The following is a 19,962-nucleotide window of genomic DNA, read 5'->3' as shown; positions in this document are numbered from 1 at the left end:
TTCAATCCTCCACCTTCACCAGGTGGGCCACCTTGCGGACCATACCCCGTGTGGACGGCGTATCTTCCAGAACCTTCTCGCGCCCGATCTTGTTCAGACCAAGCCCGATCAGAGTTTCCTGCTGGCCGGGTTTGCGTCCGTTACCGGACGCCACCTGCACAACCTTGAAGGTCTTTTTCTCAGACATCAGCGGCCTCCGCTCCGGCAGCCTGATCGCGCTTGCCAAAAATCTCGGCAACTTTCTTGCCACGACGGTTGGCCACTGCACGGGGGCTGGCACAACGCGTCAGAGCGTCGAATGTCGCCTTGACCATGTTGTGCGGGTTGCGGGTCCCGAGGGACTTCGCCACCACATCATTGATGCCCAGGCTTTCGAACACGGCGCGCATCGGACCACCAGCGATGATCCCGGTGCCTGCCTCAGCCGAACGCAGAACGACCTTACCGGCGCCGAAATGACCAGCAACATCGTGATGCAGGGTCCGGCCTTCCTTCATAGGAACGCGGATCATGCTGCGCTTAGCACGTTCGGTTGCCTTACGGATTGCTTCAGGCACTTCACGGGCCTTACCGGCACCATACCCAACGCGACCCTTCTGGTCACCGACAACAACCAGAGCAGCAAACGCAAAGCGCCGACCGCCCTTTACAACCTTCGCAACGCGATTGATGGTGACCAGCTTATCAACCAGCTCATCAGCTTCGCGCTCACGCTCACGGCCGCCTCGACCGCCTTCTCTTGGTTCACGAGCCATTGCGTGATCCTTTCCTCAGAAGGAGAGACCGCCCTCACGGGCCGCCTCCGCCAGGGCCTTGACACGCCCGTGATAAAGATAAGACCCCCTGTCGAACACGACCTGGGATACACCCGCTGCAACGGCGCGCTGGGCAACCAGCTTACCGACTGCACCGGCGCTTTCCTGCGTTGCACCGCTTTTGAGCGCGCTACGCAGTTCCTTATCCAGGGTCGACGCGGCGGCCAGGGTCACGCCCTGAGCATCGTCAATGACCTGAGCATAGATGTTCTTGCCAGACCGGAAGACCGACAAACGCGGACGGCCAGCAGCCTTGCGGCGAAGCTGGAAACGGAGACGCGCGCGCCGCCGGTTCCGCAATTCCTGCTGATTGCTCATTATTTCTTCTTGCCTTCCTTGCGACGAATGGTCTCCGTATCGTAGCGCACACCCTTGCCTTTATAAGGCTCCGGCTTACGGTAGCTACGAATGTCCAGCGCCACCTGGCCAACCCGCTGCTTATCAATACCTTCAACCACAACGGCGGTCGGCCGCGGGGTTGAAATCTTGATGCCAGCCGGGATCGGATAGATCACGTCATGGGAGAAGCCAAGGTTCATAACCAGATTGGAACCCTGCACCGCAGCACGATAACCTGTGCCGGTGATTTCCAACGTCTTGGAAAAACCTTCAGAAACGCCTTTGACAGCAGAAGCGATCAGCGCACGGGTCGTGCCCCACATCATACGGGCCTGACTGGCCGTACCGACGGGCTGCACAACAACCTTGCTTTCCTGCACTTCAGCCGTAACATGCGCAGAAATCGGCAGGGAAAGCTCACCGAGCTTGCCTTTAGCCTTAAACACGCCGTCAACGATAGAAACGGTGACCCCCGCCGGCACGTCAACGGGATATTTGCCTACACGTGACATGTATCCCTCCTTAGAACACGCGGCAGAGGACTTCACCGCCAACATTGGCGGCCCGTGCCTCTACATCGGACAGAACACCACGCGGCGTGGACAGGATGGAAACACCCAGCCCTGCACGCACCCGCGGCAGCTCTTTGATTTTGGAATAAACGCGACGACCAGGACGCGAAACGCGCTGGATTTCGCGGATAACCGGCTCACCTTCGGCATATTTCAGCTCGATGTGCAGCTGCGCGATGCCCTTGCGGACCTCTTCGCGCTTGTACCCACGAATGTAACCCTCGCGCTGCAGCGCCTCCAGAACGTTCACGCGCAGGCTGGAAGCCGGCGCAACGCAGGAGTTATGACGCGCACGCTGAGCGTTGCGAATACGGGTGAGCATATCACCCAACGGATCAGAAAGTGACATATCCCGCCCTTACCAGCTAGCTTTGACCACTCCCGGAATCTGGCCAGTCGATGCCAGATCACGGAAAGCGACGCGACACAGCTCGAACTTGCGGTAGTTACCACGAGAACGACCGGTCAGCTTGCAGCGCAGACGCACGCGAACGCGCGAGCCATTACGCGGCAGCTCAGCCAACTTCAAAGACGCTTCAAACCGATCCTCCACGGGGAGAGCCCGATCCTTCACGATATTTTTGAGAGCTGTACGCTTCTCTTTGTCACGTGCCGCCATGCGCGCGCGCTTCGCATTACGCAGGATGGCAGATGTTTTAGCCATACTCGATTACCTCCGGAACCCTTCGAAAACCTTCGACGGTTTTCCAAGATCACACAATAAAGCCAGCCTGATATCACCCAGCGAAGGGAAGATCAAACGCCTTCAACAGGGCCTTAGCTTCAGCATCCGTCTTCGCACTGGTCACGAACACAACATCCATACCGCGGACATCGTCCACTTTGTCGTAATCGATTTCAGGGAACACGATCTGCTCTTTCAGACCCAGCGCAAAATTACCACGCCCGTCGAAACCCTTGCCCGCGGGAAGACCACGGAAATCGCGGATGCGGGGCATCGCGATCGTGACCAGACGGTCAAGGAATTCATACATACGTGCACGACGCAGCGTCACCTTACAGCCGATCGGCAGACCTTCACGGATTTTGAAACCCGCGATGGCCTTTTTGGCCAAGGTCTTAACCGGCTTCTGGCCAGCGATCAGCGTCATTTCCGCTACAGCGGCGTCAAGCTTCTTCTGATCGCCCGCAGCTTCGCCCACGCCCATGTTCAGGACGATCTTTTCCAGGCGCGGAACCTGCATCTCATTGCCGTAACCAAACTGTTCTCTCAGCTTGGCACGCAGTTCGTTCTCATAGCGCTGCTGAAAGCGCGGGATGGAACGACTTTCGTTATTCGCACTCATTCCTGGTCTCTCAGCCTTCAATCACTTCACCAGTCGCCTTAGCGACACGAACCTTGCGGCCATCTTCCAGCACGCGGAAGCCAACTTTAGTGGGCTTCTTGGATGCGGGATCGACCAGCTTAAGGTTGGAGAGATGGACGGGCGCCTCACGAGCGATGATGCCGCCTTCCTCACCCATACGGCTGGCACGCTGGTGGCGTTTGGCCACAGCTACGCCACGAACAACCGCACGGTTTTCGGTCGGACGAACCTCAAGAACTTCCCCCTGCGTCCCCTTGGAGGAACCGCTGATGACGAGGACCGTATCACCTTTTTTAATACGGGCAGCCATTACAGCACCTCCGGCGCCAGAGAGATGATCTTCATGAACTTCTTCGCACGCAGTTCACGCACAACCGGACCAAAGATACGAGTACCGATCGGCTCCTGCTGCTTATTGATGAGCACCGCCGCGTTCCGATCGAAACGGATGGCGCTTCCATCAGGCCGACGGACCGGATAGGAAGTCCGCACGATAACGGCCTGGTGAACGTCGCCCTTCTTGACCTTCCCACGGGGAATGGCTTCCTTGACGGAAACGACGATCACGTCGCCGACCGAGGCAGATTTCCGCTTGGAACCGCCCAGCACCTTGATGCACTGCACCTGACGCGCGCCGGAATTATCCGCCACGTCAAGGTTGGTCTCGGGATGGATCATAACCTGATATCCTTACGTTAGGCCGACGCGCCAGCTTCCACGCCCACGGCTTCGCCGTTGCGGGAAATCACGGTCCACGTCTTACGCCGCGAAATGGGCGGGCATTCAACAATACGCACGGCGTCACCCACCTTGCAGAGATTGTCTTCATCATGCGCCGCATACTTCTTGGAGCGACGAATGAACTTCTTATACAGCGGATGCATGACGCGACGCTCGACAATAACCGTAATGGTCTTGTCCATCTTGTCGCTAGTCACACGCCCGCTCAGGACGCGCCTTGGCATCGGCTAACTCTCCTCAGGCATTGGCGGCGGATGTTTGCGCACCCGCCACTGTCTTAGCATTCTGCGCGGCAATCGTTTTGATGCGCGCAATTTCACGACGAACCGCGCGAACGCGGCTCTGCGATTCAGTCTGACCCGTGGCCTGCTGGAAACGCAGGTTCAGCTGCTCGCGCTTCAGCTCCACCAGACGAGCCTGCAGCTCGTCCGGGGTTTTTGCGCGCAAATCAGCCGGCTTGGCTGCCTTTACCATCTCACGCATCTCCAATTCGGGTCACAAACTTGGTCTTGATCGGCAGCTTTGCTGCACCGAGGGCCAGCGCTTCACGCGCCAGTTCGGGCGGCACACCTTCGATCTCGAACAGGATGCGACCTGGCTTCACACGGGCCACCCAGTATTCGGGAGAACCTTTACCGGAGCCCATACGCACTTCTGCGGGTTTTGTCGAGACCGGAATGTCAGGAAAAATACGAATCCAGACACGACCGGCACGTTTCATCGCGCGCGTAATGGCTCGACGGGAGGCTTCGATCTGGCGCGCCGTGATCCGTTCGGGCTGGAGAGCCTTCAGACCAAAGGTGCCGAAGTTCAGCGTGGTGCCACTTTTAGCAAGGCCGTGGATACGGCCTTTATGAGCTTTACGGAATTTTGTCCGCTTCGGGGAAAGCATTGTCTTTTATCCTCTCCTCAGCGCTGAGGAGCCTGTTCGGCCGCCCGGCGATCCTGAGCCAACGGATCATGGGCGAGAATTTCACCCTTGAAGATCCAGACCTTCACACCGCATGTACCATAGGTGGTCATAGCGGTTGCCGTGCCGTAGTCGATGTCGGCACGCAGCGTGTGAAGGGGCACGCGTCCTTCGCGGTACCATTCGATACGCGCGATTTCAGCACCACCCAGACGGCCGGAGCAGTTGATACGAATACCCTGCGCACCAAGGCGCATGGCGGACTGTACGGCGCGCTTCATTGCACGGCGGAACGCAACGCGGCGCTCCAGCTGCTGGGCAATGTTTTCTGCAACCAGGGTCGCGTCGATTTCCGGCTTGCGGATTTCAACAATGTTCAGCGCAACCTCAGTGCCAGCCATACGGGTCAGCTCTTTGCGCAGAGCATCGATATCCTGACCCTTCTTGCCGATCACCACGCCGGGACGTGCTGCGTAAATGGTGACGCGCGGCTTTTTGGCCGGGCGTTCGATCACCACACGGGACACACCCGCACCCGCCAGCTTGCGGCGCAGGAACGCACGCAGCTTCAGGTCTTCATGCAGCAGGCGGGAGTAGTCGGCGCCAGCGTACCAGCGGCTGTCCCACGTGCGGTTGATGCCGAGCCGCAGCCCGATCGGATTGACTTTATGCCCCATACTCAGGCCGCCTTCTGCTCGGAGGAAGCCGCTTCAGGCTCAACCGCCCGTTCGGCCACAACAATCTTCAGATGGCTGAAGAACTTCTCGACGCGCGCGGAACGACCACGACCGCGAGCATGAAAGCGACGCATCACAATGGACTTGCCAACTTCCGCAGCTTTCACCACCAGCTGGTCAACGTCCAGCTGGTGATTGTTTTCTGCGTTCGCAATAGCGCTTTCAAGCGTCTTCTTGACCTGCTGGGCAATGCGGCGCTTGGAGAATGTCAGCGTCGCGATCGCCTGAGAAGCAGGCTTGTTGCGGATAAGACCCGCCACAAGATTCAGCTTGCGGGGGCTGACCCGGATGTTACGCGTGACAGCTTGCGCTTCGGTTTCCGCGAGCGTGCGCGGATGCTTCGGCTTGCTCATCTTTGCTCTCAGCCCCGCTTAGACTTTTTGTCAGCACCATGCCCGTGGAATGTACGGGTGGGAGAAAATTCGCCAAACTTATGGCCAACCATGTTCTCCGTCACCTGCACAGGCAGGAACTTCTGACCGTTGTAAACACCAAACGTCAACCCCACAAACTGGGGGAGAATTGTCGAACGACGCGACCAGATCTTGATCACTTCGTTACGGCCCGATGCGCGGGATGCTTCAGCCTTGTTCAGCAGATACCCGTCGACGAACGGACCTTTCCAGACGGAACGTGCCATCTTCTATTGCCCCTTACTTGCCGGTCTTCCGGCGACGGATAATCAGGCTGTCCGTCCGCTTGTTGACCCGAGTTTTATATCCTTTGGTCGGCTTACCCCATGGCGTAACCGGATGACGGCCGCCCGAAGTACGCCCTTCACCACCACCATGCGGGTGATCGACCGGGTTCATGACGACGCCGCGGTTATGCGGACGACGACCCAGCCAGCGCGTACGGCCAGCCTTACCCATGTGCTGGTTCATGTTGTCGGGGTTGGAAACCGCGCCAACAGTGGCCATGCACTCACCGCGCACGACACGCAGTTCACCGGACTGCAGCTTGATCTGGGCGTAGCCCGAATCTTTACCGACCAGCTGAGCATACGTGCCAGCGGAACGGGCCAGCTTGCCACCGGCGCCCTGCTTCAGTTCGATGTTGTGCACAATCGTGCCAACCGGAATAGCAGACAGGGGCATGGCGTTGCCCGGCTTGATGTCCACGCGCGCACCGGAGATGACCGAATCGCCAACCTTCAGACGCTGCGGAGCCAGAATGTACGCCAGTTCGCCGTCTTCGTACTTCACCAGAGCGATGAAGGCCGTACGGTTGGGGTCGTATTCCAGACGCTCAACCGTGCCGACAACATCAAACTTGCGACGCTTGAAGTCAACGTAACGATAGGACTGCTTGTGACCACCCCCACGGAAACGGGAAGTGATACGACCGTTATTATTACGGCCGCCCGACTTATTCTTACCTTCGGTCAACTGCTTGACCGGCTTGCCCTTCCAAAGGTCAGCCCTGTCAATCAGAACCGTACCACGCATGCTCGGCGTGACAGGATTAAAGTGCTTCAGTGCCATTTGTTTCTACCCCTGCTCACGCCAGCTTGGCCGTAAGGTCAATGGACTGACCTTCAGCGAGCTGAATGAACGCTTTCTTCACGTCGGAACGCTGGCCCAGACGCCCCTTGAAGCGCTTGGTCTTGCCCTTCTGGACAAGGGTGTTGACACCAACAACCTTGACCCCGAACAGCGTTTCAACCGCAACCTTGATTTCAGGCTTGCTGGCTGAGATCGCAACCTTGAAAACCACCTGGTTCTTTTCCGAAAGGCCAGAAGCCTTTTCGGTGATAACCGGGGCGCGAACGATGTCGCACAGAGCCTCGCGAGACAGACGCTCGGCCTTCCTGCGCAGCGCAAGAATGTTGGTCATGCCAGGCGCTCCTTCAGTCCTTCGAGGCCAGCCTGGGTGATCGCAAGCACCTCATGGTTGAGAATGTCATACACATTCGCACCGATTGTCGGCAGAATGTCGATCCGCGGCAGGTTGCGGGCTGCACGAACGAAACCTTCGTCCACGGCACCGTCAACGATCAGCGCAGATACCAGACCAAGGCCCTTAAGCTTCTTGGCCAGCTCGCTGGTCTTGTTCACGCCGGAAGCAGACTGCAGAACGATCAGCTTGCCGTCCTTCGCCTTCTGCGACAGAGCGGAAATCAGGCCGAGGCGACGCACCTTCTTGGGCAGGTCATAGCCGTGGTCACGAACGACCGGGCCATGCACCGCACCACCGGTACGATACTGCGGAGCACGCAGCGAGCCCTGACGGGCGCTACCGGTACCTTTCTGGCGGTACGGCTTTTTGGTCGTGCCGGACACTTCGCCCATGCCCTTGACCTTATGCGTGCCAGCGCGACGCTTTGCCAGCTGCCAGTGCACAACCCGCGCCATGATATCCGCACGCGGAGCAACCGCAAAAAGTTCATCCGGCAGCGTAGCAGAGCCAGCCGTGCCGTTATCAAGTGTCTTGATTTCGATTTCCATGATCTCAGCCTTCCGCCGTCACAAGGCCGGCCGGATAGGGCGCGTCGCCATGGCGGGCTTTCTTGATCGCATCACGGATGAGAACGACACTGTTCTTCGCCCCAGGAATGGAGCCCCGAACCATGACCAGATTCTTTTCCGGATCGACCGCAGCAATTTCGAGGTTCAGAGTGGTCACGCGCTCATCGCCCAGATGACCAGCCATTTTCTTGTTTTTGAAGGTCTTGCCGGGATCCTGGCGGTTACCGGTCGAACCATGCGAACGGTGCGAGATAGACACACCATGCGTAGCTTCCAGACCGGCAAAATTCCAGCGCTTCATTGCACCAGCAAATCCCTTACCCTTACTGGTGCCCGTGACGTCAACCTTCTGGCCAACGACAAAATGAGCAGCAGACAGGGAGGCTCCGATTTCCACCGTAGCGTCGTCCGCCACGCGGAATTCCCGAACCACTTTTTTGGGCTCAACCTTCACGCGGGCAAAATGGCCACGATTGGGCTTGGAAACGTTTTTGACCTTGGCGTTGCCCATACCCAGCTGAACGGCAACATAGCCATCCCGCTCCTGGGTGCGGACATCAACCACCTGCACATCATCAATATGCAGAACTGTGACAGGCACATGTGTGCCGTCTTCCTTGAACAGCCGGGACATGCCCAGCTTTTTTGCGATCAATCCGGTGCGCATCGTCTGGACCTTAGAGTTTGATCTCGACATCAACGCCAGCGGCGAGGTCGAGCTTCATGAGAGCGTCCACGGTCTGCGGAGTGGGCTCAACAATATCAAGCAGGCGGCGATGCGTCCGAATTTCGAACTGTTCGCGGCTCTTCTTGTCTACGTGAGGTGAACGGTTAACCGTAAACCGTTCGATATGCGTCGGCAGCGGGATAGGACCCCGAACCCGCGCACCCGTACGCTTCGCCGTGTTAACGATTTCCTTCGTGCTGTTGTCGAGCACGCGGTGATCGTACGCTTTCAGGCGAATGCGGATGTTCTGGTTGTCCATTTGTTTCTTAGTCCAACACCTAACTTGTCCGGGGCAAACCCGGCCGCCAAGTAAACCCCCGACCGAACAACTCGGCCGGGGGCCACTCAGTCTCAAACCCCTTTATCGATTACTCGATAATGGAAGCAACAACGCCCGCGCCAACCGTACGGCCACCTTCGCGGATAGCGAAGCGGAGACCTTCGTCCATGGCGATCGGAGCGATCAGCTCGACTTCCATGGCGCAGTTATCGCCCGGCATCACCATTTCGGTGCCTTCCGGCAGATGCACAACACCCGTCACGTCCGTCGTACGGAAGTAGAACTGGGGACGATAGTTGGTGAAGAACGGCGTGTGACGGCCACCTTCTTCCTTCGTCAGGATGTAGGCTTCAGCCTTGAACTTCTTGTGCGGCGTGATGGAGCCGGGCTTAGCCAGAACCTGACCGCGCTCAACGTCTTCACGCTTCGTGCCACGCACCAGAGCGCCGATATTGTCACCAGCTTCACCGCGATCAAGCAGCTTGCGGAACATTTCAACGCCGGTAACGGTGGTCTTGACGGTGTCTTTCAGGCCGACGATTTCAACTTCGTCACCCACGTTGACAACGCCACGCTCCACACGGCCGGTCACAACCGTGCCACGACCAGAGATGGAGAACACGTCTTCGATCGGCATCAGGAACGGACGATCAACCGGACGCTCCGGCTGCGGGATGTAGCTGTCAACAGCGGCCATCAGGTCCAGAACGCGGTTCTCACCGAGCTCGGCATCGCCATCTTCCAGAGTCACCAGAGCAGAGCCCTTGATCACCGGAATATCGTCGCCGGGGAACTGGTAGGAAGACAGCAGTTCGCGCACTTCCATTTCAACCAGCTCGAGCAGCTCGGGATCGTCAACCTGATCAACCTTGTTCAGGAACACGACCAGAGCCGGAACGCCAACCTGACGAGCAAGCAGGATGTGCTCACGGGTCTGGGGCATCGGGCCGTCAGCTGCAGACACAACCAGGATCGCGCCGTCCATCTGCGCCGCACCCGTGATCATGTTCTTCACGTAGTCGGCGTGTCCGGGGCAGTCAACGTGTGCGTAGTGACGGTTTTCGGTTTCGTATTCCACGTGAGCGGTGGAAATGGTGATGCCACGAGCGCGCTCTTCAGGAGCCGCATCGATCTGGTCATACGCCTTGAATTCCGCGCCACCCTTCTTAGCCAGCGTCTTGGTGATAGCCGCCGTCAGAGAAGTCTTACCATGGTCAACGTGACCAATGGTGCCGATGTTGCAGTGCGGTTTATTCCGCTCAAATTTAGCCTTAGCCATTGTCTACTCCATACCCCAGAACAATCGGGATGCAGTTGTTACAAGCCAGCCCCACCACACGGGAAGAGGCAAACTTTCACGAGTTACCAGCGGTAGTGGCTGAATGCCTTGTTGGCTTCTGCCATACGATGCGTATCTTCGCGCTTCTTGACGGCCGCACCGCGGTTATTCACCGCATCGAGCAGCTCGTTAGACAGGCGATCCTGCATGGTGTTTTCGCCACGCTTGCGCGCAGCGTCAATCAGCCAACGGATTGCCAGTGCCTGACGACGGTCAGTGCGCACTTCAACCGGCACCTGATAGGTGGCACCGCCAACACGGCGAGAGCGCACTTCAACAGCCGGCTTTACGTTATCCAGCGCATTGTGGAACAGAGCGATCGGATCGGAGGCATTGCCACTCCGACGTGCCATGGCGTCAAGCGCACCATAGACGATCTTTTCTGCGGTGGATTTCTTGCCATCGAACATCAGCGCATTCATGAAACGCGTGATAACGATGTCTCCGAACTTCGGATCGGGAAGGATCTCGCGCTTTACGGCGCGATGACGGCGACTCATACCTGGACTTCCTCTTACTTCGGACGCTTGGCGCCATAGAGCGACCGACGCTGACGCCGCTTGGCGATACCCTGCGTATCGAGAACACCACGAAGGATGTGATAACGAACACCCGGCAAGTCCTTCACACGACCGCCGCGGATAAGCACAACACTATGTTCCTGAAGGTTATGGCCTTCACCCGGAATATAGCTGACCACCTCATAGCCGTTCGTCAGACGCACCTTGGCAACTTTACGCAGTGCGGAGTTCGGCTTCTTCGGTGTCGTCGTATAAACGCGGGTGCAGACACCGCGCTTCTGGGGGCAACCCTGCAGCGCGGGCACCTTATTGCGCTTGACTGCAGGCTTGCGCCCCTTGGCAATGAGCTGGTTGATGGTCGGCATGCGCCTTTCCCGATCCTTACACAGTTCGGTCGGCCAGCCTTTTTCCGGGCTGCCGACTTCCATTAAAAATATCCCAACCGGCAGATGCCGGAATGAGGCTATATTGGCATCCGGCTGTGCTTCCACCGGAAGCCTGCCGCATGCTGGAAACTCGTACAGAGAACCTGATTGCCCGAACACCACGGATGATGCTCAAAGCTGAGGGGTGCTAACTAACCTTCCCCCCCAACTAAGTCAAGCATTCCCTAGCGATTCTCTGTCAGGCATTCCCTCTACCCCATAAAAAAAGGACCGGCACGAGGCCGATCCTGTTTTTATACTGCATATCAAGAGAGTACGCGTTTACTCCGCAGCACTCCGCCCGACACGCTGGCGGTCCTGTTCGGCTGCGATTGCCCGCAAACGCTTCATGACACTGCCTGTGCCCGCAGGGATCAGGCGCCCGACGATCACGTTTTCCTTCAGGCCTGTCAGCCTGTCGATCTTGCCTGCCGTTGCGGCCTCCGTCAGCACACGCGTTGTTTCCTGGAAGGACGCGGCAGAGATGAAGGACTGCGTCTGCAGCGAAGCCTTGGTAATACCCTGCAGAACTGGCATGGCCAGCGCAGGACGTTCACCAGCGTTCAGGCACTTGGTGTTTTCCGCCTCGAACTCGATGCGATCAACCGTTTCACCAATCAGGTAGGTCGTATCGCCCGGCTCCAGAATTTCAACCTTCTGGAGCATCTGGCGAACGATCACCTCAATGTGCTTGTCGTTGATCTTCACGCCCTGCAGACGATAAACGTCCTGAATTTCATTGATGAGGTAATCGGACAGCGCCTCAACCCCCATGACCTTCAGAATATCGTGCGGCACGCGCGGACCATCGACCAGCGGATCGCCCTTCTCGACAAAGTCCCCTTCCTGAACAGAAATATGCTTACCCTTGGGGATCAGATATTCCTGCTCATCGCCGGTTTCATCGTTCTTCACGACAATACGGCGCTTGGACTTGTAGTCCTTACCGAATTCAACGCGACCTTCCATTTCGGCAATGATCGCATGATCCTTGGGACGACGGGCTTCAAACAGTTCAGCAACGCGCGGCAGACCACCGGTAATGTCACGCGTCTTGGAACCTTCACGCGGCAGACGTGCCAGCACGTCACCCGCGTTTACTTCCGCACCGTTCTCAACCGAAAGCAGTGTTTCGGGAGAGAGGAAGTAGCGCGCATCAGACCCGTTATCGAGCTTGATAACCTCGCCATTGGCGTCCTTCAGCTGCAGGCGCGGACGCAGATCAACACCTTTGCCGGCCTGCTTGTAGTCAACCACCACCTTGGCGGTCAGGCCCGTCACTTCATCCATACGCTCAACAAGCGTGATGGAATCGATCAGGTCCAGATACTCAACCTTACCGGCTTTCTCTGTGATGATCGGCAGGGTGTAGGGGTCCCACTCTGCCAGCTTCTGGCTGCGCGCGACCTGGGCACCGTCCGTCACCAGCAGTCGGGCACCGTAAGGCACGCGATAACGCGCCTTTTCCACACCGTTTTCGTCCGTCAGCAGAATTTCGCAGTTACGCGCCATAACAATCGGCACGTTCTGGCTGTTATGCACAACGTTGCGGTTACGGATCGCAATCAGACCTTCACGCGAGGCCTCGATCATCGACTGTTCGGCACCACGCTGCGCCGCACCACCGATATGGAAGGTACGCATGGTCAGCTGAGTGCCGGGTTCACCGATCGACTGCGCTGCGATAACACCCACGGCTTCACCGATATTAACCGGCGTGCCGCGTGCGAGATCACGACCATAGCAGTGACCGCAGACACCGATACGGCTGTCACAGGTCAGAACGGAGCGGATATGCACCGTTTCGACCCCGGCCTTCTCGACCCGCTCTGCATCGGCCTCATCAATCAGATGATTACGCGGCAGAATGACCGCACCCGTTGTCGGGTCGATAACATCGCTGGCAACTGTACGGCCCAGAATACGCTCGGATAGAGAGGAGACGACCTCGCCACCATCCAGAACCGCACGCACCGTCAGACCGCGCTCGCTACCGCAATCATCTTCAATGATGATGCTGTCCTGCGCCACGTCCACCAGACGGCGGGTGAGGTAACCGGAGTTAGCCGTCTTGAGCGCCGTATCCGCCAGACCCTTACGGGCACCGTGGGTCGAGGTGAAGTAATCGAGAACCGACAGGCCTTCTTTAAAGTTGGCAATAATCGGCTGTTCAATAATTTCACCCGATGGCTTGGCCATCAGACCACGCATACCGGCAAGCTGCTTCATCTGAGCCGGCGACCCACGGGCGCCGGAGTGGCTCATCATCCAGACCGAGTTGATGGGCTTGCCAACTTCCTGACGGGAAATTTCCTTGGTCATCGCAGCCTGGACTTCGTCCGTGCAACGCGACCAGGCGTCAACCACCTTGTTGTAGCGTTCGCCAGCGGTAATCAGACCATCCTGATACTGCTGCTCGAACTCCTTAACCTCGGTCGCTGTGCGATCAACCAGTTCCTTCTTTTCAGCCGGGATGATCATGTCATCCTTACCGAAGGAAATACCGGCTTTGGCCGCATGACGGAAACCGAGCGCCATCAGACGATCACAGAAAATGACCGCCTCTTTCTGGCCGCAGTGACGGTAAACTGTGTCGATCACGTCCGACACGGCTTTCTTGGTCAGCTGGCGATTGATCAGCGAGAACGGCACAGCCACATGCTTGGGCAGAATCTGCGCAATCAGCACGCGGCCCGGCGTTGTCACGGCCACTTCAACCCGACGGTTGCCATCGGCATCCACCTGCTCGAAACGCGCCCGGATCTTGTCGTGCAGTTTCAGCGCGCCTGCGCTGAGAGCGTATTCGACTTCGCTCACGGAGGCGAAAGACGGTGCACCTTCCTTGATCAGAGCGCCGGTTTCATTGTCGTATTCGCTACGATCAAGGGAAACTTTAAACTCAGGCGTTTCGAGGCTGAGGTAATACAGCCCGAGCACGATATCCTGAGACGGCACGATGATCGGCTTACCGTTAGCCGGGCTGAGGATGTTGTTGGTGGACATCATCAGCACGCGGGCTTCAAGCTGGGCTTCAAGGCTCAGAGGCACGTGCACGGCCATCTGATCGCCATCGAAGTCGGCGTTGAACGCGGTACAGACCAGCGGGTGAAGCTGGATAGCCTTGCCTTCAATCAGCACCGGCTCGAAAGCCTGAATGCCCAGCCTATGAAGAGTCGGCGCACGGTTCAGCAGAACAGGATGTTCGCGGATAACCTCTTCAAGGATATCCCACACTTCCGGGCGCTCTTTTTCCACCATACGCTTTGCAGCCTTGATGGTGGTGGCGTGACCGTATTTTTCCAGCTTGGCGTAAATGAAGGGCTTAAACAGCTCCAGCGCCATCTTCTTGGGCAGACCGCACTGGTGCAGCTTCAGTTCCGGGCCCACCACGATGACCGAACGACCCGAGTAATCAACGCGCTTACCCAGAAGATTCTGACGGAAGCGGCCCTGCTTACCCTTGAGCATGTCGGACAGCGACTTCAGCGGACGCTTGTTGGCACCTGTGATGGCGCGACCGCGACGGCCGTTATCGAACAGTGCGTCAACCGCTTCCTGCAGCATACGCTTTTCGTTACGCACGATAATATCGGGCGCACGCAGTTCCATAAGCCGCTTGAGACGGTTGTTACGGTTGATGACGCGACGGTACAGGTCGTTCAGATCGGACGTTGCAAAACGGCCACCATCCAGCGGCACCAGCGGACGCAGTTCCGGCGGAATGACCGGCACCATGTCCAGAATCATCCATTCGGGGCGTGAGCCGCTTTCCGCGAAGGCTTCTACCAGCTTCAGACGCTTGACCAGCTTCTTGCGCTTGGCTTCCGAAGTAGTTTCCTTCAGATCCTGACGCAGTTCGACCTTTTCGGCATCGCAGTCGATGCGTTCCAGCACCTTCTTGATGGCTTCAGCGCCGATACCGACTTCAACGCCTTCATCGCCATACTCGTCCATGGCGTCCAGATACTGCTCCTCGGTCAGCAGCGAATACTGCTTGAGAGGCGACGTACCGGGTTCAAGAACCAGATAGCTTTCGAAATAGAGAACTTTTTCCAGATCCTTGAGGGTCAGATCGACCATCAGGCCGATACGGCTCGGCAGGGATTTCAGGAACCAGATATGCGCAACGGGGCTTGCGAGCTGGATATGGCCCATACGCTCGCGGCGCACCTTCGCCAGCGTGACTTCAACACCGCACTTTTCGCAGATAATACCGCGAAACTTCATGCGCTTGTATTTACCGCAAAGGCACTCATAGTCCTTGATCGGGCCAAAAATACGCGCGCAGAACAGGCCATCACGCTCAGGCTTGAACGTACGATAGTTGATGGTTTCGGGCTTCTTGATTTCACCAAACGACCAGGAACGGATCTGCTCGGGCGATGCGAGCTGGATCTTGATCTGGTCGAAGGTCATCGCCTGGCCGGTCTGGCCAAGAATTTTCATGAGTTCATTCATGTGTCGAAGCCCCCAGCGGGAAACGGGAAGCCGGAGCGCACACTCCGGTCTTCCCTTTGAAATAACAATGGATCATGTCTGAGAAAGGCACCCTCAGTCGGCTCCCTGCTCCAGCTCCACGTTCAGGCCAAGGGATTTGAGTTCCTTGATCAGCACGTTGAAGCTTTCGGGGATACCTGCCTCGAAGTCGTCCTGCTCCCGCACGATGGCTTCGTACACCTTGGTACGGCCCGAAACGTCATCAGATTTGACTGTCAGCATTTCCTGCAGGGTATAGGCAGCACCGTAGGCTTCCAGCGCCCACACTTCCATTTCCCCGAAACGCTGGCCACCGAACTGCGCCTTACCACCCAGCGGCTGCTGCGTAACAAGCGAATACGGCCCGATCGAGCGTGCATGGATCTTGTCATCAACAAGGTGATGCAGCTTGAGCATATAAATGTAGCCAACCGTCGTGCGGCGTTCAAACGGCTCGCCCGTACGCCCGTCAATCAGCTGCGACTGCCCGCTCTTGTTGACGCCAGCCTTTTCCAGCATGGCTTCAATATCGGGAATGGAGGCACCATCGAACACAGGGGTTGCGATCGGCACGCCCTTACGCAGGTTGCCCGCCAGTTCTACCAGCGCCTCGTTGGTCATGGACGCGATGGAGTCATCATAGACTTTCTCGCCATAGACTTCCTTGAGGCGATCCAGCAGTTCCTGACGCTTTTCACCCGTTCTCTGGTACTCGTCCACCAGATCGCCGATGCCACGACCGATATTGGCACAGGCCCAGCCCAGATGGGTTTCGAGAATCTGCCCCACGTTCATGCGCGACGGCACGCCCAGCGGGTTCAGCACCAGATCAACCGGTGTGCCATCTTCAAGGAACGGCATGTCTTCAACAGGAACAACGCGGGAGACAACACCCTTGTTGCCGTGACGACCGGCCATCTTGTCACCCGGCTGAAGCTTACGCTTCACGGCGACGAAGACCTTGACCATCTTCATCACACCCGGCGGCAGTTCATCACCACGCTGGAGCTTTTCAACCTTGCTTTCGAAGCGGGCCTGAATGCGGGCGATAGCCGCATCAAACTCACGACGCAGGGTTTCAAGTTCCGCCATGACCGTATCGGATGCCACGACAATATGACGCCACACAGCACGGGGGTGCTCATCAAGCACATCATCCGTCAGAACCGTGCCCGACTTCACACCCTTGAACCCGGCGCCAGCCGTCTGGCCCAGCAGTTTTTCGCGCAGACGACCGAAGAACGAGCGTTCCTGAATACCACGTTCGTCGTCGCGATCCTTAGCCAGACGTTCGATTTCCGCACGCTCAATCGCCATCGCGCGTTCGTCTTTATCCACGCCACGGCGGGAGAAGACGCGCACGTCAACAATCGTGCCTGTGGTGCCGGGCGGCAGACGCAGGGATGTGTCACGCACATCGGAGGCTTTTTCACCGAAAATGGCGCGCAGGAGCTTTTCTTCCGGCGTCATCGGGCTTTCGCCCTTCGGCGTCACCTTACCGATCAGGATGTCACCCGGATTAACTTCCGCACCGACGTACACGATACCCGCTTCGTCGAGGTTGCGGAGCGCTTCTTCACCGACATTGGGAATGTCGCGGGTGATTTCTTCCTGACCCAGCTTGGTATCGCGGGCCATGACTTCGAATTCCTCGATATGGATCGAGGTAAACACATCGTCCTTGGCAATCCGCTCGGAAATCAGGATCGAGTCTTCGAAGTTGTAACCATTCCAGGGCATGAACGCGACAAGCACGTTACGACCCAGAGCCAGTTCACCCAGTTCGGTTGACGGGCCATCGGCAATGATGTCGCCCGCACGCACCTGATCACCCACGAACACCAGCGGACGCTGGTTGATACAGGTGGACTGGTTGGAGCGGGAGTATTTGCGCAGACGGTAGATATCAACGCCCTGCGTCGCACCATTGGTGTCGGTTGCCCGCACCACGATACGCGCACCATCAATCTGATCCACCACGCCATCGCGGCGAGCAACGATGGTTGCACCGGAATCGCGGGCCACAGCAGCTTCCATACCGGTGCCGACCAGCGGCGCATCGGAGCGCACCAGCGGCACAGCCTGACGCTGCATGTTCGAACCCATGAGCGCGCGGTTCGCGTCATCGTTTTCAAGGAACGGAATGAGTGCCGCAGCAACCGAAACAAGCTGCTTGGGCGACACATCGCTAGCGGTCACTTCAGTCGGGGGAACCAGACGGAAGTCACCATTCCGGCGGACGGAGATCAGATCGCCCGTCAGCGCGTTCTTGTCGTCAACCTTGGCGTCAGCCTGTGCAACGACGAGCTTTTCTTCTTCCATGGCGGAAAGATATTTCCAGCCATCCTGAAGCACGCCGTCCTTCACCAGACGATACGGGGTTTCAATAAAGCCGTACTTGTTCACCTTGGCATAGGTGGCCAGTGAGTTGATCAGACCGATGTTCGGGCCTTCCGGCGTTTCAATCGGGCAGATACGGCCATAATGCGTCGGATGAACGTCACGGACTTCGAAGCCTGCGCGCTCACGCGTCAGACCACCCGGGCCAAGCGCAGACAGACGACGCTTATGCGTCACTTCCGAAAGCGGATTGGTCTGATCCATGAACTGGCTGAGCTGAGAGGAGCCGAAGAACTCGCGCACAGCAGCAGCAGCAGGCTTGGCGTTGATCAGGTCATGCGGCATGACCGTATCAATATCCACCGAACCCATACGCTCACGGATAGCACGTTCCATGCGCAGCAGGCCGATGCGATACTGATTTTCCATCAGTTCGCCCACGGAGCGCACACGACGGTTACCGAGGTTATCAATATCGTCGATCTGACCGCGGCCGTCCTTGAGGTCGCACAGAACCTTGACCGTGCGCAGGATGTCTTCCTTACGCAGAACGCGTACGGTGTCCGGCACATCGATATCGAGGCGCATGTTCATCTTCACACGACCGACCGCAGACAGGTCGTAACGGTCGGGATCGAAGAACAGGCCCTGCAGCATCGTTTCCGCCGTTTCGGCGGTCGGCGGCTCACCGGGGCGCATGACGCGATAGATGTCGATCAGCGCTTCGTCACGGCTGGCGTTCTTGTCTACCGTCAGCGTGTTACGGATCCACGGCCCCTTGGCACCATCAATGGCCAGAACCGGCAGTTCCGTCACGCCAGCTTCTTCCAGAGCAGCCAGACGGGCTTCGGTGATTTCCTCACCGGCTTCGCCGTAGATTTCGCCAGTGTTCAGGTTGACGATATCATGAGCGATGAAGCGACCGATCAGATCGACTTCACCCACCAGAACCTCGCGGGTGGTTTCCGCGATCTTGCGCACCAGACGGGCCGTGAGCTTGGTTTCGGCATCCGCCACAACCTCACCCGTTTCGGCATCGACCAGCGGAGACAGCAGCTTGACGCCACGGAAGGAATCCGCATCGAACGGACGCGCCCAGCCTTTGGCGGTCTTGGCGAAATTCACCGTGTCGTAGAAGTAGCCAAGGATTTCGTTGGCATCCATACCACGGATTTCCATGGCATCGACATCGCCGCCTTCAGCCCGCTTGGCAGCGCGAGCGGCTACCGAGGAAGCCCCTTCCAGCGCGTAAAGCAGGGTCGTAATCGGCAGCTTACGCTTGCGATCGATACGGACGTACAGCAGATCCTTGGCATCGAATTCGAAGTCGAGCCATGAGCCACGATAGGGAATGACGCGCGCAGCAAACAGATACTTGCCCGAGGAGTGCGTCTTGCCCTTGTCATGATCAAAGAACACACCCGGCGAACGGTGCATCTGGCTGACGATAACACGTTCCGTACCATTGACGATAAACGTGCCATTATCGGTCATCAGGGGCATGTCGCCCATATAGACCGGTTGCTCCTTGATGTCGCGGATGGAGCGTGAGCCCGTATCTTCATCCACGTCCCACACGATCAGGCGCAGGATAACCTTGAGCGGCGCCGAGAATGTCAGGCCACGCTGAATGCATTCCTCGACGTCGTATTTCGGCTCTTCGAATTCGTAGCTGACGAATTCGAGACGACCGCGCCCGGCGAAATCGTTAATGGGAAAAACAGAGCGGAAAACTTCCTGAAGGCCAGTGGCCGTACGCGCGTCAGCCGATACATTGGCCTGCAGGAACGTCTCATAGGACGCACGCTGCACATCAATCAGATTCGGCATCGGAGCGATTTCAGGAATACGCCCAAAACTCTTGCGAATCCGCTTCCGTCCTGTGAACGATTTGGTGATTGCGTTCATCGTCGCTCCTGCCCCGCCTTAGTCTTCCAGACCATC

General features: G+C 57.7%; 25 protein-coding genes. All 25 read right to left on the bottom strand.

From position 1 onward, the window contains the following. Position 1 precedes the first annotated feature (1 nt). Positions 2–187, bottom strand: a complete 186-nt coding sequence (gene rpmD, locus J2D75_RS01830; RefSeq protein ID WP_207852156.1) for a 50S ribosomal protein L30 — start codon at positions 185–187, stop codon at positions 2–4. Continuing rightward, a complete protein-coding gene (gene rpsE / locus J2D75_RS01825) occupies positions 180–755 on the bottom strand; it encodes a 30S ribosomal protein S5 (RefSeq protein ID WP_025860211.1) in 576 nt (191 codons plus the stop codon). The genes rpmD and rpsE overlap by 8 nt, the downstream gene beginning before the upstream one ends. A gap of 15 nt (positions 756–770) precedes the next feature. Further along, positions 771–1,133, bottom strand: coding sequence for a 50S ribosomal protein L18 (rplR, locus tag J2D75_RS01820; RefSeq protein WP_025860210.1), 363 nt, complete (start codon positions 1,131–1,133; stop codon positions 771–773). Further along, positions 1,133–1,666, bottom strand: coding sequence for a 50S ribosomal protein L6 (rplF, locus tag J2D75_RS01815; RefSeq protein WP_207852153.1), 534 nt, complete (start codon positions 1,664–1,666; stop codon positions 1,133–1,135). Before rplF ends, rplR begins: the two co-directional genes overlap by 1 nt. Before the next feature lie 10 nt (positions 1,667–1,676). Then, entirely contained in the window at positions 1,677–2,075 is a 399-nt protein-coding gene (gene rpsH / locus J2D75_RS01810; protein ID WP_025860208.1) for a 30S ribosomal protein S8, read from the bottom strand. Between the two features lie 9 nt (positions 2,076–2,084). Beyond that, positions 2,085–2,390 (bottom strand): 30S ribosomal protein S14, encoded by a 306-nt coding sequence (rpsN, locus tag J2D75_RS01805; protein ID WP_025860207.1) that lies wholly within the window; start codon positions 2,388–2,390, stop codon positions 2,085–2,087. A gap of 73 nt (positions 2,391–2,463) precedes the next feature. Beyond that, entirely contained in the window at positions 2,464–3,033 is a 570-nt protein-coding gene (rplE, locus tag J2D75_RS01800) for a 50S ribosomal protein L5 (protein WP_207852151.1), read from the bottom strand. Between the two features lie 10 nt (positions 3,034–3,043). Beyond that, positions 3,044–3,364 carry a 50S ribosomal protein L24 gene (gene rplX / locus J2D75_RS01795; protein ID WP_207852149.1) on the bottom strand — a complete coding sequence of 107 codons (321 nt, stop codon included), beginning with the start codon at positions 3,362–3,364 and terminating at the stop codon, positions 3,044–3,046. Further along, positions 3,364–3,732 (bottom strand): 50S ribosomal protein L14, encoded by a 369-nt coding sequence (gene rplN / locus J2D75_RS01790; RefSeq protein WP_025826951.1) that lies wholly within the window; start codon positions 3,730–3,732, stop codon positions 3,364–3,366. Before rplN ends, rplX begins: the two co-directional genes overlap by 1 nt. A gap of 17 nt (positions 3,733–3,749) precedes the next feature. Beyond that, positions 3,750–4,019 carry a 30S ribosomal protein S17 gene (rpsQ, locus tag J2D75_RS01785; RefSeq protein ID WP_207852147.1) on the bottom strand — a complete coding sequence of 90 codons (270 nt, stop codon included), beginning with the start codon at positions 4,017–4,019 and terminating at the stop codon, positions 3,750–3,752. A gap of 13 nt (positions 4,020–4,032) precedes the next feature. Continuing rightward, positions 4,033–4,269, bottom strand: a complete 237-nt coding sequence (gene rpmC, locus J2D75_RS01780; RefSeq protein ID WP_207852145.1) for a 50S ribosomal protein L29 — start codon at positions 4,267–4,269, stop codon at positions 4,033–4,035. Position 4,270: 1 nt separating this feature from the next. Next, positions 4,271–4,687, bottom strand: a complete 417-nt coding sequence (rplP, locus tag J2D75_RS01775) for a 50S ribosomal protein L16 (RefSeq protein ID WP_048852983.1) — start codon at positions 4,685–4,687, stop codon at positions 4,271–4,273. 17 nt (positions 4,688–4,704) lie between these two features. Then, a complete protein-coding gene (gene rpsC / locus J2D75_RS01770) occupies positions 4,705–5,382 on the bottom strand; it encodes a 30S ribosomal protein S3 (protein WP_025860201.1) in 678 nt (225 codons plus the stop codon). 2 nt (positions 5,383–5,384) lie between these two features. Next, positions 5,385–5,795 carry a 50S ribosomal protein L22 gene (rplV, locus tag J2D75_RS01765; RefSeq protein ID WP_141374284.1) on the bottom strand — a complete coding sequence of 137 codons (411 nt, stop codon included), beginning with the start codon at positions 5,793–5,795 and terminating at the stop codon, positions 5,385–5,387. An 8-nt stretch (positions 5,796–5,803) separates the two neighbouring features. After that, positions 5,804–6,082: a 30S ribosomal protein S19 gene (rpsS, locus tag J2D75_RS01760; RefSeq protein WP_025860199.1), complete on the bottom strand. Its 279-nt coding sequence runs from the start codon at positions 6,080–6,082 to the stop codon at positions 5,804–5,806. 13 nt (positions 6,083–6,095) lie between these two features. Continuing rightward, positions 6,096–6,926: a 50S ribosomal protein L2 gene (gene rplB, locus J2D75_RS01755; RefSeq protein ID WP_207852143.1), complete on the bottom strand. Its 831-nt coding sequence runs from the start codon at positions 6,924–6,926 to the stop codon at positions 6,096–6,098. Between the two features lie 16 nt (positions 6,927–6,942). Continuing rightward, on the bottom strand, positions 6,943–7,239 hold the full coding sequence (locus tag J2D75_RS01750; RefSeq protein ID WP_207852812.1) for a 50S ribosomal protein L23: 297 nt from the start codon (positions 7,237–7,239) through the stop codon (positions 6,943–6,945). Between the two features lie 35 nt (positions 7,240–7,274). Continuing rightward, positions 7,275–7,889 carry a 50S ribosomal protein L4 gene (gene rplD / locus J2D75_RS01745; protein WP_207852142.1) on the bottom strand — a complete coding sequence of 205 codons (615 nt, stop codon included), beginning with the start codon at positions 7,887–7,889 and terminating at the stop codon, positions 7,275–7,277. Between the two features lie 4 nt (positions 7,890–7,893). After that, positions 7,894–8,577: a 50S ribosomal protein L3 gene (rplC, locus tag J2D75_RS01740; RefSeq protein ID WP_207852140.1), complete on the bottom strand. Its 684-nt coding sequence runs from the start codon at positions 8,575–8,577 to the stop codon at positions 7,894–7,896. Positions 8,578–8,587: 10 nt separating this feature from the next. Next, on the bottom strand, positions 8,588–8,896 hold the full coding sequence (gene rpsJ, locus J2D75_RS01735; RefSeq protein WP_007282720.1) for a 30S ribosomal protein S10: 309 nt from the start codon (positions 8,894–8,896) through the stop codon (positions 8,588–8,590). Positions 8,897–9,005: 109 nt separating this feature from the next. Next, positions 9,006–10,196 carry an elongation factor Tu gene (tuf, locus tag J2D75_RS01730; RefSeq protein WP_207852138.1) on the bottom strand — a complete coding sequence of 397 codons (1,191 nt, stop codon included), beginning with the start codon at positions 10,194–10,196 and terminating at the stop codon, positions 9,006–9,008. Positions 10,197–10,279: 83 nt separating this feature from the next. Beyond that, entirely contained in the window at positions 10,280–10,756 is a 477-nt protein-coding gene (gene rpsG / locus J2D75_RS01725; protein ID WP_207852136.1) for a 30S ribosomal protein S7, read from the bottom strand. Between the two features lie 14 nt (positions 10,757–10,770). Beyond that, the gene (gene rpsL / locus J2D75_RS01720; RefSeq protein WP_003622698.1) at positions 10,771–11,142 is read right to left on the bottom strand and encodes a 30S ribosomal protein S12; all 372 of its coding nucleotides are present in this window, start codon (positions 11,140–11,142) and stop codon (positions 10,771–10,773) included. Between the two features lie 342 nt (positions 11,143–11,484). Beyond that, positions 11,485–15,660: a DNA-directed RNA polymerase subunit beta' gene (rpoC, locus tag J2D75_RS01715; RefSeq protein ID WP_207852134.1), complete on the bottom strand. Its 4,176-nt coding sequence runs from the start codon at positions 15,658–15,660 to the stop codon at positions 11,485–11,487. A 93-nt stretch (positions 15,661–15,753) separates the two neighbouring features. Beyond that, complete coding sequence (rpoB, locus tag J2D75_RS01710) at positions 15,754–19,926, bottom strand: DNA-directed RNA polymerase subunit beta (RefSeq protein ID WP_207852132.1); 4,173 nt, start codon at positions 19,924–19,926, stop codon at positions 15,754–15,756. Between the last annotated feature and the right edge of the window lie 36 nt (positions 19,927–19,962).

Source organism: Acetobacter suratthaniensis (genome assembly GCF_017377745.1).
In the GTDB taxonomy this organism is placed as follows: domain Bacteria; phylum Pseudomonadota; class Alphaproteobacteria; order Acetobacterales; family Acetobacteraceae; genus Acetobacter; species Acetobacter suratthaniensis.
The sequence above is the reverse complement of the archived record's forward strand: the minus strand, read 5'-3'. Positions and strand labels throughout refer to the sequence as shown.

Coding starts and splice junctions, on each gene's coding strand:
- rplN (WP_025826951.1), bottom strand. CDS start 3,732: ATGATCCATCCCGAGACCAACCTTGACGTGGCGGATAATTCCGGCGCG.
- rpoB (WP_207852132.1), bottom strand. CDS start 19,926: ATGAACGCAATCACCAAATCGTTCACAGGACGGAAGCGGATTCGCAAG.
- rpsH (WP_025860208.1), bottom strand. CDS start 2,075: ATGTCACTTTCTGATCCGTTGGGTGATATGCTCACCCGTATTCGCAAC.
- rpsL (WP_003622698.1), bottom strand. CDS start 11,142: ATGCCGACCATCAACCAGCTCATTGCCAAGGGGCGCAAGCCTGCAGTC.
- rplD (WP_207852142.1), bottom strand. CDS start 7,889: ATGGAAATCGAAATCAAGACACTTGATAACGGCACGGCTGGCTCTGCT.
- rplE (WP_207852151.1), bottom strand. CDS start 3,033: ATGAGTGCGAATAACGAAAGTCGTTCCATCCCGCGCTTTCAGCAGCGC.
- rplC (WP_207852140.1), bottom strand. CDS start 8,577: ATGCGCACCGGATTGATCGCAAAAAAGCTGGGCATGTCCCGGCTGTTC.
- rpsS (WP_025860199.1), bottom strand. CDS start 6,082: ATGGCACGTTCCGTCTGGAAAGGTCCGTTCGTCGACGGGTATCTGCTG.
- rplP (WP_048852983.1), bottom strand. CDS start 4,687: ATGCTTTCCCCGAAGCGGACAAAATTCCGTAAAGCTCATAAAGGCCGT.
- rpsN (WP_025860207.1), bottom strand. CDS start 2,390: ATGGCTAAAACATCTGCCATCCTGCGTAATGCGAAGCGCGCGCGCATG.
- rpsQ (WP_207852147.1), bottom strand. CDS start 4,019: ATGCCAAGGCGCGTCCTGAGCGGGCGTGTGACTAGCGACAAGATGGAC.
- rpmC (WP_207852145.1), bottom strand. CDS start 4,269: ATGGTAAAGGCAGCCAAGCCGGCTGATTTGCGCGCAAAAACCCCGGAC.
- rplV (WP_141374284.1), bottom strand. CDS start 5,795: ATGAGCAAGCCGAAGCATCCGCGCACGCTCGCGGAAACCGAAGCGCAA.
- rplB (WP_207852143.1), bottom strand. CDS start 6,926: ATGGCACTGAAGCACTTTAATCCTGTCACGCCGAGCATGCGTGGTACG.
- rpsG (WP_207852136.1), bottom strand. CDS start 10,756: ATGAGTCGCCGTCATCGCGCCGTAAAGCGCGAGATCCTTCCCGATCCG.
- rplX (WP_207852149.1), bottom strand. CDS start 3,364: ATGGCTGCCCGTATTAAAAAAGGTGATACGGTCCTCGTCATCAGCGGT.
- rpmD (WP_207852156.1), bottom strand. CDS start 187: ATGTCTGAGAAAAAGACCTTCAAGGTTGTGCAGGTGGCGTCCGGTAAC.
- rplF (WP_207852153.1), bottom strand. CDS start 1,666: ATGTCACGTGTAGGCAAATATCCCGTTGACGTGCCGGCGGGGGTCACC.
- rplR (WP_025860210.1), bottom strand. CDS start 1,133: ATGAGCAATCAGCAGGAATTGCGGAACCGGCGGCGCGCGCGTCTCCGT.
- tuf (WP_207852138.1), bottom strand. CDS start 10,196: ATGGCTAAGGCTAAATTTGAGCGGAATAAACCGCACTGCAACATCGGC.
- rpsJ (WP_007282720.1), bottom strand. CDS start 8,896: ATGGACAACCAGAACATCCGCATTCGCCTGAAAGCGTACGATCACCGC.
- rpsE (WP_025860211.1), bottom strand. CDS start 755: ATGGCTCGTGAACCAAGAGAAGGCGGTCGAGGCGGCCGTGAGCGTGAG.
- rpoC (WP_207852134.1), bottom strand. CDS start 15,660: ATGAATGAACTCATGAAAATTCTTGGCCAGACCGGCCAGGCGATGACC.
- rpsC (WP_025860201.1), bottom strand. CDS start 5,382: ATGGGGCATAAAGTCAATCCGATCGGGCTGCGGCTCGGCATCAACCGC.